This is a genomic window from Methylomonas rivi, assembly GCF_024505165.1.
Lineage (GTDB): Bacteria > Pseudomonadota > Gammaproteobacteria > Methylococcales > Methylomonadaceae > Methylomonas > Methylomonas rivi.
Genome location: NZ_JANIBK010000112.1, coordinates 1 through 13,211 on the forward strand (window position 1 = coordinate 1; position 13,211 = coordinate 13,211).

Consider the following 13,211-nt stretch of genomic DNA (forward strand, 5'->3'; position numbering starts at 1 on the left):
CAACTAATTATTAAATCGTTTGTTTTTACTTGAAATCTTTTCAGTTTCTCAAACTTGTCGTTACCAATAAAAAATCTAAAGTCTCTTACGTTGTATATTGCATTTTTCTGCTCATAGACAGGGATGCCATAATCTTGCATTTCACCCCGTTTTAAAGACGAACCAAAGGGTCCCCTTATATATCCTTTTTTTGCAAGCAGTGAACCGAGTGTTGATTCAACCCATTCCAGACTCATATTTTCACCTTAGCTAAATTCTCAGCAATCGCCAGATTAAGTTGAGCTTCTTCCAGTAACTGCGCTTCAAACTCCGCTTTCAAAGCAGCAAAGCGTTCAGCGAAATTAAAATCGTCTTCTTCATCCGGCAATCCCACATAACGACCTGGGGTTAAAACGTAATCCAGTTCTGCGACACGTTCTAACGGCACTGATTTACAAAATCCGGGTATATCTTCGTAGGGGCGCATTGCATGCGCCCCTTTTGCACAATTGTCATTTCCAGGGCGGATGCAATCCGCCCCTACGGAACGCCACGCATGATAAGTATCCGCAATTTGTTGAATGTCCTGATGCGAGAGTTCACGAGTACGACGGTTGATTAAATGGCCCAAGTTACGCGCATCTATAAACAAAATTTCGTTTTTACGCGGATATTCACCCTCACCCTGCCCTCTCCCCGAGGGAGAGGGTTGTTGTCGAGCGCGGTTCATAAACCATAACGCGGCGGGGATTTGCGTATTCAAAAACAACTTGGCAGGACAGTTGACGATACAGTCAATCAAGTTGCCGTCCGCAATCAGGCTTTTGCGAATCTCGCCTTCGCCACTGGTCTTACTGGTCAATGCGCCTTTAGCCAGAACCACACCCGCTTTGCCGGTGGGCGACAAGTGATAGATAAAATGTTGTAGCCAAGCAAAGTTGGCATTGCCCGCAGGCGGTGTGCCGTATTGCCAACGGCCATCGGTACGCAACAGTTCCCCGCTCCAATCGCTGACATTGAACGGCGGATTGGCAATAATGAAATCCGCTTTTAGGTCTTTATGCGCATCGTTCAGAAACGAGCCTTCGTTGTTCCATTTGACTTGCGAACTGTCTATACCGCGAATCGCCAGATTCATTTTGGCTAGTCGCCAAGTGGTTTGATTGCTTTCCTGGCCATAAATGGAAATGTCGTTGATGCGGCCTTGATGCTCTTCAACGAATTTTTCCGATTGCACGAACATACCGCCGGAACCGCAACAAGGATCAAACACCCGGCCTTTATACGGTTCCAGCATCGCAACCAATAATTCAACGATGCTGCGCGGTGTATAGAACTGGCCGCCTTGCTTACCTTCCGCCAGTGCGAATTCGCCGAGAAAATATTCAAACACATGGCCCAGCACATCGGCGCTACGGGCTTTGGCATCGCCTAGCGCAATGTTGCCGACCAAATCGATCAAACCGCCCAGGCTGGTAGGATCGAGATTTTGCCGGGCGAAGACTTTGGGTAAAACGCCTTTTAACGACGGATTTTCTTTTTCGATCGCATCCATCGCACCGTCAACAAAGGTGCCAATATCCGGTTGCTTGGCTTTGGCTAATAAAAACGACCAACGGGCTTCGGCAGGCACAAAGAAAATGTTTTCCGCTTGGTATTCGTCCTTGTCTTCCGGATCGGCGCCGGCGTATTCGCCTTCGCCGGCTTGCAGCTTGGCGAACATTTCTTCAAACGCATCGGAAATGTATTTGAGAAAAATCAGCCCGAGTACGACGTGCTTGTATTCGGCGGCGTCTATGTTTTTGCGCAGCTTGTCGGCGGCTTTCCAGAGTTGAGTTTCCAGCGCTTCTTCTTTGACGATTTTTTTGGCTTTGGCCATTAACGGTTTCCTTTTTATGTTTCTGTGCTTGGCCTGCAAGCCGCGGCAGCCGAGGCGATAATGGTACAGGAATATAGCGTTGGCGCGTCGTGTTGCCAATGTTTGCGGAGTTCGGCGGATCAGGCTTTCAATGCGTTTTCCGTTTTGCCGGCGGTACTGAATTTAACCTGCGTAGGGCGCGCATGCCGAAATTCGACCGCCTAATCGGCTTCCGCCTCTTGAAGAATACCGTTCACCGCCCGAATCGCGGCATTTACGGCGCCGTTGGAGTGTGTGTCTTCGGTAAAGTCGCCGGCAAAATACACCCTGCCTTGAGGTTGCCTCAACGATTCGGAAAGGCCGTCAAAACGGGAGCGGCCCACGGGCCAGGCGGCAATGGCGCGGGGGTGGTAACGGTAGAAGGTCATTTGCTTGATCATCGCGCCAATGCCCGGCCAAAGTTTTTCCAATGCGGTTGATAGAATCGCCTTGGTTTCTTCCGGCGTGTCGCCGCGGGCGTTGAAGCGTTCGGCATGGCTCCCGCTTATCAATAGATTCAACAGCGCGTCCCGATTGGCGGCCGTATGGCCCTCGTAAATGACGCCCAGCGGCCCGTCGGATAAAATCGGCAAAATGCTTTCTTGATCTTGCGTCCAAAAACGGCTGGCGCGGTTGTCCAGCAAAACGTGGGCGGTAAAGTAAGCGCCGGAGGCCTGGGTTTTTATGGCCTCGATTCTTTCCGGCGACAGTGGCGGGCTGAACTGAATATCGTTCAGCCTGAACAGAGGTATGGCTGTGATGGCGTGGCGGGCACGGAAAATCCGCTGTTGAAAGTCGCTTTGGTCGATAGCGGTGATTTCCACGCCGTTATCGTCCGCTTCGATATGGGTGACCAATTGATTGAGGCGGATATGCTCATAGCCGATGAAATCGGCGATGGCCCGCGCCGCATGCTGATTGCCGCCGACCACGTGCCGGGGGGTTAAACCCTGTCCCGAAAACAAATGCCACTCGGCGATGCCATCCAGTGCGCTGATTTTGTCCCATGAGGTGGCGTATTCCGGTTCCGTCTCGATGCGGACGAAGTCCAAGGCTTTAGCGGATAAGCCGCTGGTTGTCCGCAGCCATTCGGCAAACGACAGCTCTTTCAGCGCCAATAGGGATTGAGGCAAGGGGCGTTGCTCCAGTTGGCGGTAAAGCTCCGCCATGGTCTTGTCCCATGCTTGGTAGGCTTTTACCTCGTCTGCGTCAAGCACGGATTGCAGAAAGCCGAAGTTGTCGGACTGGGTAAAGGGATAAATCCGGCCTTGACGGTAGAGGCTGGAAAAACTGGAGTAGGACGATTCAAGCGGAACCTTGAGTTCTTGCAGTATCTGAATGGCGGGATTGTTTTCCCAAAATTCCTCCAGACCGATTTCGGCATGCGCTTGCCCGGCATAATTCGCCGTGCGAATCCGCCCGCCTATGTGCGGGCTCATTTCCAGAATAACGCAGGACTTACCGGCTTTTTTTAAATAGTAAGCCGCGCTAAGCCCGGAAAGACCCGCGCCGACAATGACCACGTCCGCGCTTGGTTCTTGCGCGGAGGCCGCGAGAGGGCGGAGGAGGGCAAGCGCGGCCAGCGCCCAAAGCACAAGACGGCATGACGGTTTGTTAAACATGGGAACTCCCTTATCGGTGCCGGTAGGTTGATATTGGGATTTCAATTTAGCAGAAACCGGGGTTTCCAGCGACCGCGTCAATGTTATAGCTTGCCGAATCCTCCGGCCGGAGATCGGGCGCGGCATGCCGGAATAGGCATGGTCTGCAAATCGGCGGCTTGGGCCGGCCCGGGGTATGCTACAATTCCCACAAGTTACTAAACCAAAATTTCTACCGGCCGCCGTTCCGTTCACCACCGGAACCGGGGTTCGGGCTCGTCCGGGTGAGTTAAATAAATCAGGGGTTTACGCTAAAACGTAGGCCCTTTTTTTTGCCCGGAGAATATCCGCGCCGCAACCGTCGCGGGCCGGCAATGCTGGGGTAGCGGCGACACATTTCAATACCCACCCTTGCACATTGAGGCCACCCGCTTTGAGTTTACACAGTTACCAGACAGTCGATCGCGCGCAATTGGCAAAAGATATTGACCAGCTCCATCGGCAAGCCTTGGCCGATATCGGCCCTGACGATTTTAAGCATTTAAAAAGCATGGAGCGTTGGGGGCAAATCTGCTCGATCATCGGCTACGGCACCGCCTGGCTGCTGCCCAATCCGGTTTCCGCCTTGCTGATCAGCCAGGGCAGTTTCACCCGCTGGACGCAAGTCGCCCACCCCATCGTGCACAAAGGCTACGACAAAAATTCGGCGGCCGGCAAAAACTACACCAGCAAAACCTTTGGCCGTGGCTGGCGGCGCTTTATCGATTGGCCGGATTGGATGACCCTGCCCGGATGGCATCACGAGCACGACCTGCTGCACCACTATAACTTGGGAGAGACAACCGATCCCAACAACGCCGAGTACAACATGGAATGGCTGCGGCAATCCAAGCTGCCGATGTGGTTGCGTTATGCCATCGTGGCGTTTTTTTCCGGCATCTGGAAGATCAGTTATTACACTCCGCGCACCCATAAGGAACTGGCGCTTAATGCCGCCCGCCAACAAGGCCGCCCCGCCCCGGAGATGACCCGCGTCGGCGCCTGGAGCTGGTTCACTCCGCAAGGCCGCTCGTTGTGGCTGCAAAGCGTATTGCCTTATATCGGCTATCGGTTTGTATTGATTCCGTTACTGTTTTTGCCGTTGGGCGCTTTTGCCGCTACCAGCGTGCTGCTCAATTCCATGCTGGCGGAAATCTTCACCAATATGCACAGTTTTCTGGTGATGATGCCCAATCACGCCGGCGACGACGTGATGGCGTTCGATACGAAATCCGACAGTAAGGGCGAGTTTTACTTGCGGCAGATACTGGGGTCGGTGAATTATCCCACCGGTTCCAACTTCAACGACTTTTTCTATGGCTGGCTGAACTATCAAATCGAACACCATTTGTGGCCGGACATGCCGTTAAGCCAGTATCAAAAGTTGCAGCCGCGGGTTAAAGCCCTGTGCGAAAAGCACAATATTCCTTATTGCCAGGATTCCATCTTCAAGCGGCTGTTGAAAGCGGTGGATATTATGGTGGGCAAAACATCCATGCTCAAGCCGGTAGCGCCGGCATAGGCCGCAAACGCCAAGCAAGGAAACCGGGCTTGGCTTGGCGCCGTCAATCAGTCGGACCAGGGAAAGGGCGCGTAGGCGGCGGGCCGCCAGAATTGCAAAATCTCGCTGCCGTGCTTCATGTAGTCGTCCAGCAAGGCTTGATGGCATTGCTCGAAGTAGGTGCGTACGGCCGGCGGCGGCTGATGGCCGAAAAAGCGGTTGAGGTTATCCAATAACACGCAGGAATTTTGAATTTCGCCCATGCGGGTCAAGTAGGTTTGTATGCGTTCCAGATGATCGTCCGGCAGCTCGGGCAGCAGATCGTGCGACGCGGCCAGCATGTAGCGGAGCTTTTTGACCGCGACCCGCAAATGATGCAGGGTTTCGGGAGTGTCGGGGTTTATCAGCCGATAACGTTCCAGCGCGCTGTGGAAACTCACGTCTATGGCGGAAAGAATGTGCGGTTTTAATGCGGTTTTCCCCAGTGCTTCGCGCATTTCCTTCCAGGCCTTGTCCATTAACGGTTGCAATTCAGCGCTGTTCAGATTTTGCAGGATGACGGGGGTTTGTATCAGCAGCCGCTGCTCGTTGAGTTGCAGGTAACGCTGATACGCCGCTAGTTCGGGCAGGGCATCGAGGCTGGCGGATACTTTCAGCAACATCACCTGCGTGTCGCGCAATTCGTCAAAACTGTCGAGCTGGGCTTTCAGGCTCTTACGCAGTTTTCGCAGGGCGGGTTGGGGAGCAAGGGCCTGCAGCAATTGAATTAAAGCCAGCAGGCGCCGGCAACTGATGCGTAATTTATGGACGGCTTCTTCGCTGGCGCTTTGTTGGCAATGGGCCAGGCGTTTTGCGTGTTTTTGCCACAGTGTATCGAAACTTGCCAGTAGCTGTTTGCCGTCATGCATGACAAGGTCAGGATTTACGGCTTTGCAGGCGTTTTTTGCGCATCACCAGGGTCACGATGGGCCCGGATGCGGCATAAGCCACGGAAAGCAGAAACAACATGCGTTGCGGTTGCGCCATCACAAAGCTTACCGCCAGCATGGCCAGGATGGTGACGATAAACGGCACTTTGTTTTTAAAGTCGATTTCCTTGAAGCTGGAATAGCGGAAGTTGCTGACCATTAACAGGCCGGTGGCGATGGTGGCGATCAGTACCACGTACTTGAAGTTTTCCACCTCATAACCGTTTTCCACGCAAAACCACAGGCCGCCGGCCAGAATCGCCGCCGCCGCCGGGCTGGGCAAGCCTTGAAAATAGCGTTTGTCGGCCACTTCCACCTGGGTATTGAAACGGGCCAGCCGCAGGGCGCCGCCGGCCATGTGCACGAAGGCGGCAAACAAGCCGACCTGGCCCATGCTGGACAGGGTCCACAAATACATCACGATGGCGGGCGCGGCGCCGAAGGACACCATGTCGGACAAGCTGTCGTATTGCACGCCGAATTCGCTTTGAGTATTGGTCAGGCGGGCGACGCGGCCGTCCAGCCCGTCGAGTATCATGGCCACGAACATGGCGATGGCGGCGGTTTCGAAACGGCCATGGATAGCCGAGGTGATGGCGTAAAAGCCGGCGAACATGGCGCCGGTCGTGAACAGGTTGGGCAATAGATAAATGCCGCGATGGCGGTTGGGCTGGGGTTTTTGAATCATGGCGTTCGCAAGCAAGGAAAAGTTGACCTTCATTTTACATGGTCGGCTTAGGGCTTGCCATTTCGTTTATATGACAAACCGCCGCTTTGTATGTAAGGCTTGTGCGAATACGTAGCCCGTATGCGGCAGATGTAAAGAACTGGTAGGTCAGGGTGCGCAATAGCGTTCCCTGACAAATTTGAGCTTATAGCTGCGAAATGTCACGTAACCGCTATCGCGGCAACGTGACCTACCTGCTGCTTAAATATGGAGCGAGTGGGATTGAATATGGTTTTGGGTAGCCTGGATGTAGCTCTGCGGAATCCGGGCGTTGCGGGCCAAAATCGCCCGGATTCCATTACATTCCATCCAGGCTACGCTGGCTGAACAAAATTCGAAAACCGTCATCATTCAACTCACCTTTGCAATCGTCCTCGCCGCGCATCCATCGGATTCTGCTGTAACGGCCGGTAAATTTCCACCCGGTCGCCGTCCGCTAATGTTTGATTCGGTTGGCAGACCGAAGCGAAGATGCCGATTTTTTGTGTCGACAAATCGATCTCCGCAAACTGCCGCAAAATGCCGGACGCCTGGATGGCCTGTTCGGCGGTGCCGCCGGCGGGCAGGGTAACGGCGATGACGGCTTGCCGCTCCGGCGTGGCGTAAGCCACTTCCACGTTGATCAAGCCATCAGCCATAGACGGCTTTGGCGCGCTGGGTAAACGAGCCGACCATGGTGTTGCAGATTTGGTTGAACACCGGGCCGAAGGCCAAGCTGGCGAAGGTGTTGGCGATTTCGAATTCCAGGTCCAGCGAAATTTTGCTGGCGTCTTCGCGCAAAGGCATGAAACTCCAGAAGCCTTCCAGCGAGGTGAAGGGGCCGTCCAGCAGGCTGATGGTGATGCGGCCGCCGGGGTCCACGATGTTGCGGGTGGAAAAGGATTTGTGAAAGCCGGCCTTGGCGATTTGAATTTCGCCTTCGACGATATTGCCTTCGCGGCGCAGGATACGGCTGCCGCCGCACCAGGGCAGAAACTTGGAATACGATTCGATGTCGTCGACCAGGTCGAACATTTGCCGGGCGGAAAATTTTACCAGGGCGCTTTTTTGTACCACCGAGACCATTAAAGCGCTCCCAGCACATGCAGAAACACTAGAAATACCGCCGCCGGCGACACGTATTTAATTAAGACATGCCAAGCCTGAAAACCTGCCGCCGGCATTTCCAGTTCCTGTTCCGCGTGTTGGGTTTTCATCATCCAGCCGGCGAAGATGGCGATGGCCATGCCGCCCAGCGGCAGCATCAGGTTGGCGGTCAGGTAGTCCAGCAGTTCGAACAGGTTCTTGTCGAACAGTTTCAGGTCGGACCAGATATTGAACGAAAACACCACGCACACGCCCAAGGCCCAACAGGCCGCGCCGGCCCAGGCGCTAGCTTGATGCCTTTCGATATTCCGGTTTTCCACCAGCCAGGCCACGGCCGGTTCGATCAGGGAAATGGAGGACGACAGGGCGGCGAAAAACAGCAGGATGAAAAACAGCAGGCCAAACAGCCAGCCGCCGGTCATGTGGCCGAAAGCCAGCGGCAGGGTTTGGAAGATCAGGCCGGGGCCGGCGCCGGCTTCCAGATTGTTGGCGAATACCAGCGGAAAAATGGCGATGCCGGCCAATAAAGCCACCACGGTGTCGGCGCCGGCGATGAAGAGGGTGGTTTTGGCGATCGATACATGATTGGGCAGATAAGAGCCGTACACCATGATGGCGCCCATGCCCAGGCTCAAGGTGAAGAAGGCGTGGCCCATGGCCGTCAGCACCGCGTCGGCGTCTATTTTGCTGAAATCGGGGCTGAACAGAAAATTCATGCCTTGTTCGTAGGCGCCGGTGGACATGGCGTATCCCACCAGCAGAATCAAAATCACGAACAGGGCCGGCATCAAAAAGCGCACGGCTTTTTCCAGGCCGTTTTGCACTCCTTGCATGACGAAATACATCGTCGCCATCATGAAGGCCGTATGCCAGAAGATTTGTTGTACCGGGTTGGCCATCAGGTTTTCGAACAGGCGTTTGATTTCGCCGGCGTCGCTGTTGATGAACTGCCCGAAAAAGGCCTTGACGATATAGGCCATGGCCCAGCCGGCGATGACGCTGTAATAGGCCAAAATCAAAAAGCCGGCGATCATGCCGGTCCAGCCCAAATAATGCCAGCGCGGGTCTGCGCCGGCTTCCGCCGCTAGGGATTTCATGGTGTTGATCGGGCTTTGCCGGCCCCGCCGGCCCAGCATGATTTCGGCGATCATGATCGGTATGCCGAGCGCGGCCACGCACAGCAAATAGACCATGACGAAGGCGCCGCCGCCGTTTTCGCCGGTGATATACGGAAATTTCCAGATATTGCCAAGGCCGACCGCGGAACCTGTAGCGGCCAGAATGAATGCGAAACGCGACGACCATTGGCCGTGAATGGATTGGGTTTTTTCCGTCATGGTACCAAGCTCTGTGATTAAGTCGTTATTTTGTGGGCGGGTCGGGTAAAATAACAAAATTATCGTTTTCAGTCAGTCTAAAAAAATCGACGCAACTCTATGGCAGCCAAAAAATCCAAAAAGGACAGCAAGCAAACCGACAATACCATTGCCGTCAACCGGCAGGCGTCCCACGAATATTTCATAGAGGAACAATTCGAGGCCGGGCTGGTGTTGGAAGGCTGGGAAGTCAAAAGTCTGCGCGACGGGCGCATACAATTGAAGGAGAGTTATGTCGATATTCGGCGTGGCGAAGCCTGGCTGTGCGGCGCGCACATCTCGCCGATGCTGTCGGCGTCTACCCATGTCAACCCCGACGCGGTGCGGCGGAAAAAATTGTTGCTGCACAAGCGCGAATTGAGCCGTTTGATCGGTTCGGTGGAACGCAAGGGCTTTACCTTGATCCCGTTGTCCATGTATTGGGTCCGGGGCCGGGCCAAGCTGAAAATCGGCTTGGCCAAGGGTAAAAAACTGCACGATAAACGTGCCACGGCCAAGGACAAGGATTGGCAGCGGGAAAAGGCGCGGGTCATGAAGCATGGCTGATGCCGCCGATAACCGTTCCGGTTTGCTGAGCGCCGAACACAGCCTGTTGCTGATCGTCGATATGCAAGGCCGGTTGCTGGAGGCCATGCCGCCGGCGGATGCGCAAACCATGCTGGACAATTCGGTCAGATTATTGAAGGCTGCTGCGTTGCTAGAGGTGCCGGTGTTGCTGACCGAGCAATATCCCAAGGGGTTGGGGCATACCGCCGATGCGGTCAGGCAGGCTTTGCCGACAGCCGCGGCATGTTTCGAAAAGACGGCGTTTTCCTGTTGCGGTAGCGACGCGGTTACGCAAGCCTTGCGCGGCAGCGCTAAAAGCCAAATCGTGATTGCCGGCCAGGAAGCCCATGTCTGCGTGTTGCAAACCGCGTTCGATTTGTTGCGGCAAGGTTTTGAAGTATTTGTGGTGGAAGATGCGGTTTGCTCGAGAGCGGTTCGGCATAAGGAAAACGCCCTGTGGCGCATGCGTCAAGCCGGTGCCGGCATTGTTTGTCACGAATCGGTGTTGTTCGAATGGCTGCGCGATGCCAGCCATCCCCAATTTAAAAGTATTTCCGCGCTGTTGCGCTAACTTATTCATTTACGAGATGAACATTTTTACCCTATTACTCGGTTGTCTGCTGATTGCGGCCGGCTTGTCCGGCTGTAGCGAACCCGGTCCCGATATCGCCAAATTCGAGGGCTTTGCGCAAGGGACTACCTACCACATCAGCTACTGGTCGGGAACGCCTGTCGATGGCAAGGCGCTGGAAACGGCAGTGAACTCGGCTTTTGCCGAGATCGATAAACAATTATCCAATTACCGGCCCGATTCGGTTATAGAAGGTTTTAACGCCAACCCATCGGCCGATAGCCAATCGGTTGGCGATGAAATAGTTGCATTAATTAAAGTGGCGGGTAAAGTCAGCCATGCCAGCCAGGGCTGTTACGATCTGACGATTAAGCCCTTGTTCGATCTATGGGGCTTTCAAGGCGATGCCTTGACCATGCCCGACGAGGCCGTGCTGCAACGTGTGCTCGGCGAGGTAGGCCTGGATAAAATCGCAATTGTCGACGATACCCATCTGCAAAAGCCGCCGGGCGTCAGGGTGGATGTATCGTCGGTGGCGCAAGGTTACAGCGTGGAAAAAATCAGCCGAATTCTGGAGCGGCAGGGCGTGCATGACTACCTGGTCGAAATCGGCGGCGAACTGAAGACCCACGGCCATAAGCCGGACGGTTCGGCCTGGCGCATCGCGGTGGAAAAGCCGCTGCCGGGCGAACAACGGCTGCTGAAAATATTGACCGCGCCCAAGGACCGGCCGTTTGCGGTGATGACTTCGGGAACTTATCGGCACTATTTCGATGTCAACGGACAGCGCTATAGCCATATTCTGGATGCGCGCACCGGCAAGCCGGTTACGCATGACTTGGTGGCGGTCACGGTGTTGCACGACGATCCCACCGTTGCCGACGCCTGGTCGACCGCCTTGCTTTGCGTGGGCCAGCAGCAGGGTATGCGGTTGGCCGATGCGGAACATCTGAAAGCTTTGTTTATCCAGCAGCAAGGCGATGCTTTAGTGGAGACCAAGTCGCAAGCTTTAGAGGCTAGCGGCCTGTCGATTGAATGAGCCGTATTTGCCCCCGCTAGTCTCGCGGCGGGTTTTTCAGGGGGGAACCGATGTTTGATTTAACCGAAAATATGCTGTTTTCCGTGCATGGCGGCGCCGATTCCGGCGGCGGCGCGGCGGGTGCGTTGGCGGATTTGCTGAGTTTTATGGAGGGTTTGCTAGCATTATCGCCATCCGCGCTATTCGCCGAGTTGATGCCGGGTCTGTCCGCCTTGGATAATCCGCATCCTTTATTGGTGCATTTTCCGATCGCCTTGTTAACGTTGTTTTTTCTGCTGGATGCGGCCGGAACCTTGGCCGATAAAGCCGACTGGCGGCGGGCGGCGGGTTGGTTTTTATATTTCGGCGCGGTGTTTTCCGGCTTTACGGTCGCCGCCGGCCTGATTGCCGCCGGCGCGGTTGCCCATGGCGGCGACGTGCATGAGATTATGGAAAACCATGAGCATTTGGGGATTTCGGTATTCGCGCTGGCCTCGGTGCTGGCGGTCTGGCGCTGGCTTGCCAAGGGACGCCTTGCCGGCCCCGCCAATACCTTATATTTGCTATGCGCCGCGATATTGGCCGTGCTGTTGACGTTTACCGCCGATTTGGGCGGCTTAATGGTTTATAAATACGGCGTTGCGGTAGAGCCGGTGGCTGTAATGAATAAAGCAGCCGCGGCGCTGCACCAGCATGGCGAGGCCGCCGCCGAACCGGATGCCGATCGGGTGACGGAGGATGAAGACGAAGAGCCCGAGCATAGCCACGACCATCATGGCCACAGTCATTGATGGCTAAAATTCCGGGTTTGATTTTTCAGGTTTTTTGCAGGCTTGCATCGTGAAATTTTTGGCTTGTGTGGTATTCTAGCCGGCCTTTTTTGTGAGGCTTTTTATGCGTACCCGCGTTAAAATCTGCGGCTTTACCCGAGTGGAAGATGCGTTGGCCGCCGCCCGGTTGGGGGTGGATGCGATCGGCTTGGTGTTTTATGCCCAAAGCCCGCGTAACGTCTCCATGGCCAGGGCCGCGGAAATAACCCGGGCCTTGCCGGCTTTCGTCAGCGTGGTGGGTCTGTTTGTGGATGCCGAGCCGGATTGGGTGCGGGATGTGCTGGCCGAGGTCAATATCGATTGCCTGCAGTTTCACGGTAACGAATCGCCCGAGGACTGCCGGCTGTATGCCAAGCCTTATATCAAGGCGGTCCGGATGCGGCCGGACACCGATCTGGAGGACATCCAGGCGCAATATGCCGACGCGGCCGGCTTGTTGCTGGATGCCTATCATCCCGGCGCGCAAGGCGGGACGGGCAGCGGGTTCGACTGGGAACTGATCGGCGGAAACCTATCGCTGCCGCTTATTTTGGCGGGGGGCTTGTCCCCGGAAAACGCGGCGCTGGCTGTGCAGCAAGTCAGGCCGTATGCGCTGGATGTGAGTAGCGGCGTGGAAGCCGGCAAGGGCATCAAGGATGCGGAAAAAATGGCTGCCTTTATAAGAAAAATTAATCAATCGACGTAAAACAACTATGACTGACAAATACGATATGCCGGATGCTCGGGGCCACTTCGGGCCTTATGGGGGTATCTTTGTAGCGGAAACGCTGATGCCGGCTATAACCGAACTGAATGAAGCGTATCAGCGCTATTTGGTCGATCCGGAATTTATCGCCGAACTCGATGCCGATTTACGGGATTACGTCGGCCGGCCGTCGCCGCTTTACCATGCCCAACGCTGGAGTAAACACCTGGGCGGCGCGCAAATTTATCTGAAGCGGGAAGACCTGAATCATACCGGCGCCCACAAGGTCAACAACACGGTCGGCCAGGCCTTGCTGGCCAAACGCATGGGCAAGACCCGCATCATCGCCGAAACCGGCGCCGGCCAGCACGGTGTCGCCACGGCAAC

The 13,211-nt window shown here is 55.1% G+C and carries 15 protein-coding genes; 7 read left to right on the plus strand and 8 right to left on the minus strand.

Annotated features, from left to right (window positions below; all coding sequences use genetic code 11):
- From NP596_RS15890 to NP596_RS15900, 3 genes are all read right to left on the minus strand, one after another.
- The coding region (locus tag NP596_RS15890) for a restriction endonuclease subunit S domain-containing protein (RefSeq protein WP_256616370.1) at positions 1-236 on the minus strand (236 nt) is incomplete at its 3' end.
- Positions 233-1,858, minus strand: coding sequence for a type I restriction-modification system subunit M (locus NP596_RS15895; protein WP_256616371.1), 1,626 nt, complete (start codon positions 1,856-1,858; stop codon positions 233-235). The genes NP596_RS15890 and NP596_RS15895, both read right to left, overlap by 4 nt.
- A gap of 200 nt (positions 1,859-2,058) precedes the next feature.
- Complete coding sequence (locus NP596_RS15900) at positions 2,059-3,498, minus strand: flavin monoamine oxidase family protein (RefSeq protein WP_256616372.1); 1,440 nt, start codon at positions 3,496-3,498, stop codon at positions 2,059-2,061.
- 412 nt (positions 3,499-3,910) lie between these two features.
- On the opposite strand from NP596_RS15900, the gene NP596_RS15905 reads away from it, so the two are divergent.
- Positions 3,911-5,038, plus strand: coding sequence for a fatty acid desaturase family protein (locus NP596_RS15905; RefSeq protein WP_256616373.1), 1,128 nt, complete (start codon positions 3,911-3,913; stop codon positions 5,036-5,038).
- A 47-nt stretch (positions 5,039-5,085) separates the two neighbouring features.
- Here NP596_RS15905 and NP596_RS15910 read toward each other — a convergent pair whose 3' ends face one another.
- From NP596_RS15910 to NP596_RS15930, 5 genes are all read right to left on the minus strand, one after another.
- Positions 5,086-5,925 (minus strand): CHAD domain-containing protein, encoded by an 840-nt coding sequence (locus tag NP596_RS15910; RefSeq protein WP_256616374.1) that lies wholly within the window; start codon positions 5,923-5,925, stop codon positions 5,086-5,088.
- A gap of 7 nt (positions 5,926-5,932) precedes the next feature.
- Complete coding sequence (gene pssA / locus NP596_RS15915) at positions 5,933-6,673, minus strand: CDP-diacylglycerol--serine O-phosphatidyltransferase (RefSeq protein ID WP_256616375.1); 741 nt, start codon at positions 6,671-6,673, stop codon at positions 5,933-5,935.
- Positions 6,674-7,068: 395 nt separating this feature from the next.
- Positions 7,069-7,350 (minus strand): RnfH family protein, encoded by a 282-nt coding sequence (locus NP596_RS15920; protein WP_256616376.1) that lies wholly within the window; start codon positions 7,348-7,350, stop codon positions 7,069-7,071.
- Positions 7,343-7,777 (minus strand): type II toxin-antitoxin system RatA family toxin, encoded by a 435-nt coding sequence (locus tag NP596_RS15925; protein WP_256616377.1) that lies wholly within the window; start codon positions 7,775-7,777, stop codon positions 7,343-7,345. Before NP596_RS15925 ends, NP596_RS15920 begins: the two co-directional genes overlap by 8 nt.
- Positions 7,777-9,135: a sodium-dependent transporter gene (locus NP596_RS15930; RefSeq protein ID WP_256616378.1), complete on the minus strand. Its 1,359-nt coding sequence runs from the start codon at positions 9,133-9,135 to the stop codon at positions 7,777-7,779. The genes NP596_RS15925 and NP596_RS15930 overlap by 1 nt, the downstream gene beginning before the upstream one ends.
- Positions 9,136-9,234: 99 nt before the next feature.
- Between NP596_RS15930 and smpB the strand changes: the two genes are divergently transcribed.
- The 6 genes from smpB to NP596_RS15960 form a co-directional block, all read left to right on the plus strand.
- The gene (smpB, locus tag NP596_RS15935; protein ID WP_256616379.1) at positions 9,235-9,720 is read left to right on the plus strand and encodes an SsrA-binding protein SmpB; all 486 of its coding nucleotides are present in this window, start codon (positions 9,235-9,237) and stop codon (positions 9,718-9,720) included.
- A complete protein-coding gene (locus NP596_RS15940; protein ID WP_256616380.1) occupies positions 9,713-10,291 on the plus strand; it encodes an isochorismatase family protein in 579 nt (192 codons plus the stop codon). The genes smpB and NP596_RS15940 overlap by 8 nt, the downstream gene beginning before the upstream one ends.
- Positions 10,292-10,307: 16 nt before the next feature.
- A complete protein-coding gene (locus NP596_RS15945) occupies positions 10,308-11,330 on the plus strand; it encodes an FAD:protein FMN transferase (RefSeq protein WP_256616381.1) in 1,023 nt (340 codons plus the stop codon).
- Positions 11,331-11,380: 50 nt separating this feature from the next.
- Complete coding sequence (locus tag NP596_RS15950) at positions 11,381-12,100, plus strand: DUF2231 domain-containing protein (RefSeq protein WP_256616382.1); 720 nt, start codon at positions 11,381-11,383, stop codon at positions 12,098-12,100.
- 103 nt (positions 12,101-12,203) lie between these two features.
- Entirely contained in the window at positions 12,204-12,824 is a 621-nt protein-coding gene (locus NP596_RS15955) for a phosphoribosylanthranilate isomerase (protein WP_256616383.1), read from the plus strand.
- Between the two features lie 7 nt (positions 12,825-12,831).
- A partial coding sequence (locus tag NP596_RS15960) for a pyridoxal-phosphate dependent enzyme (RefSeq protein ID WP_256616384.1) occupies positions 12,832-13,211 on the plus strand: 380 nt, incomplete at its 3' end.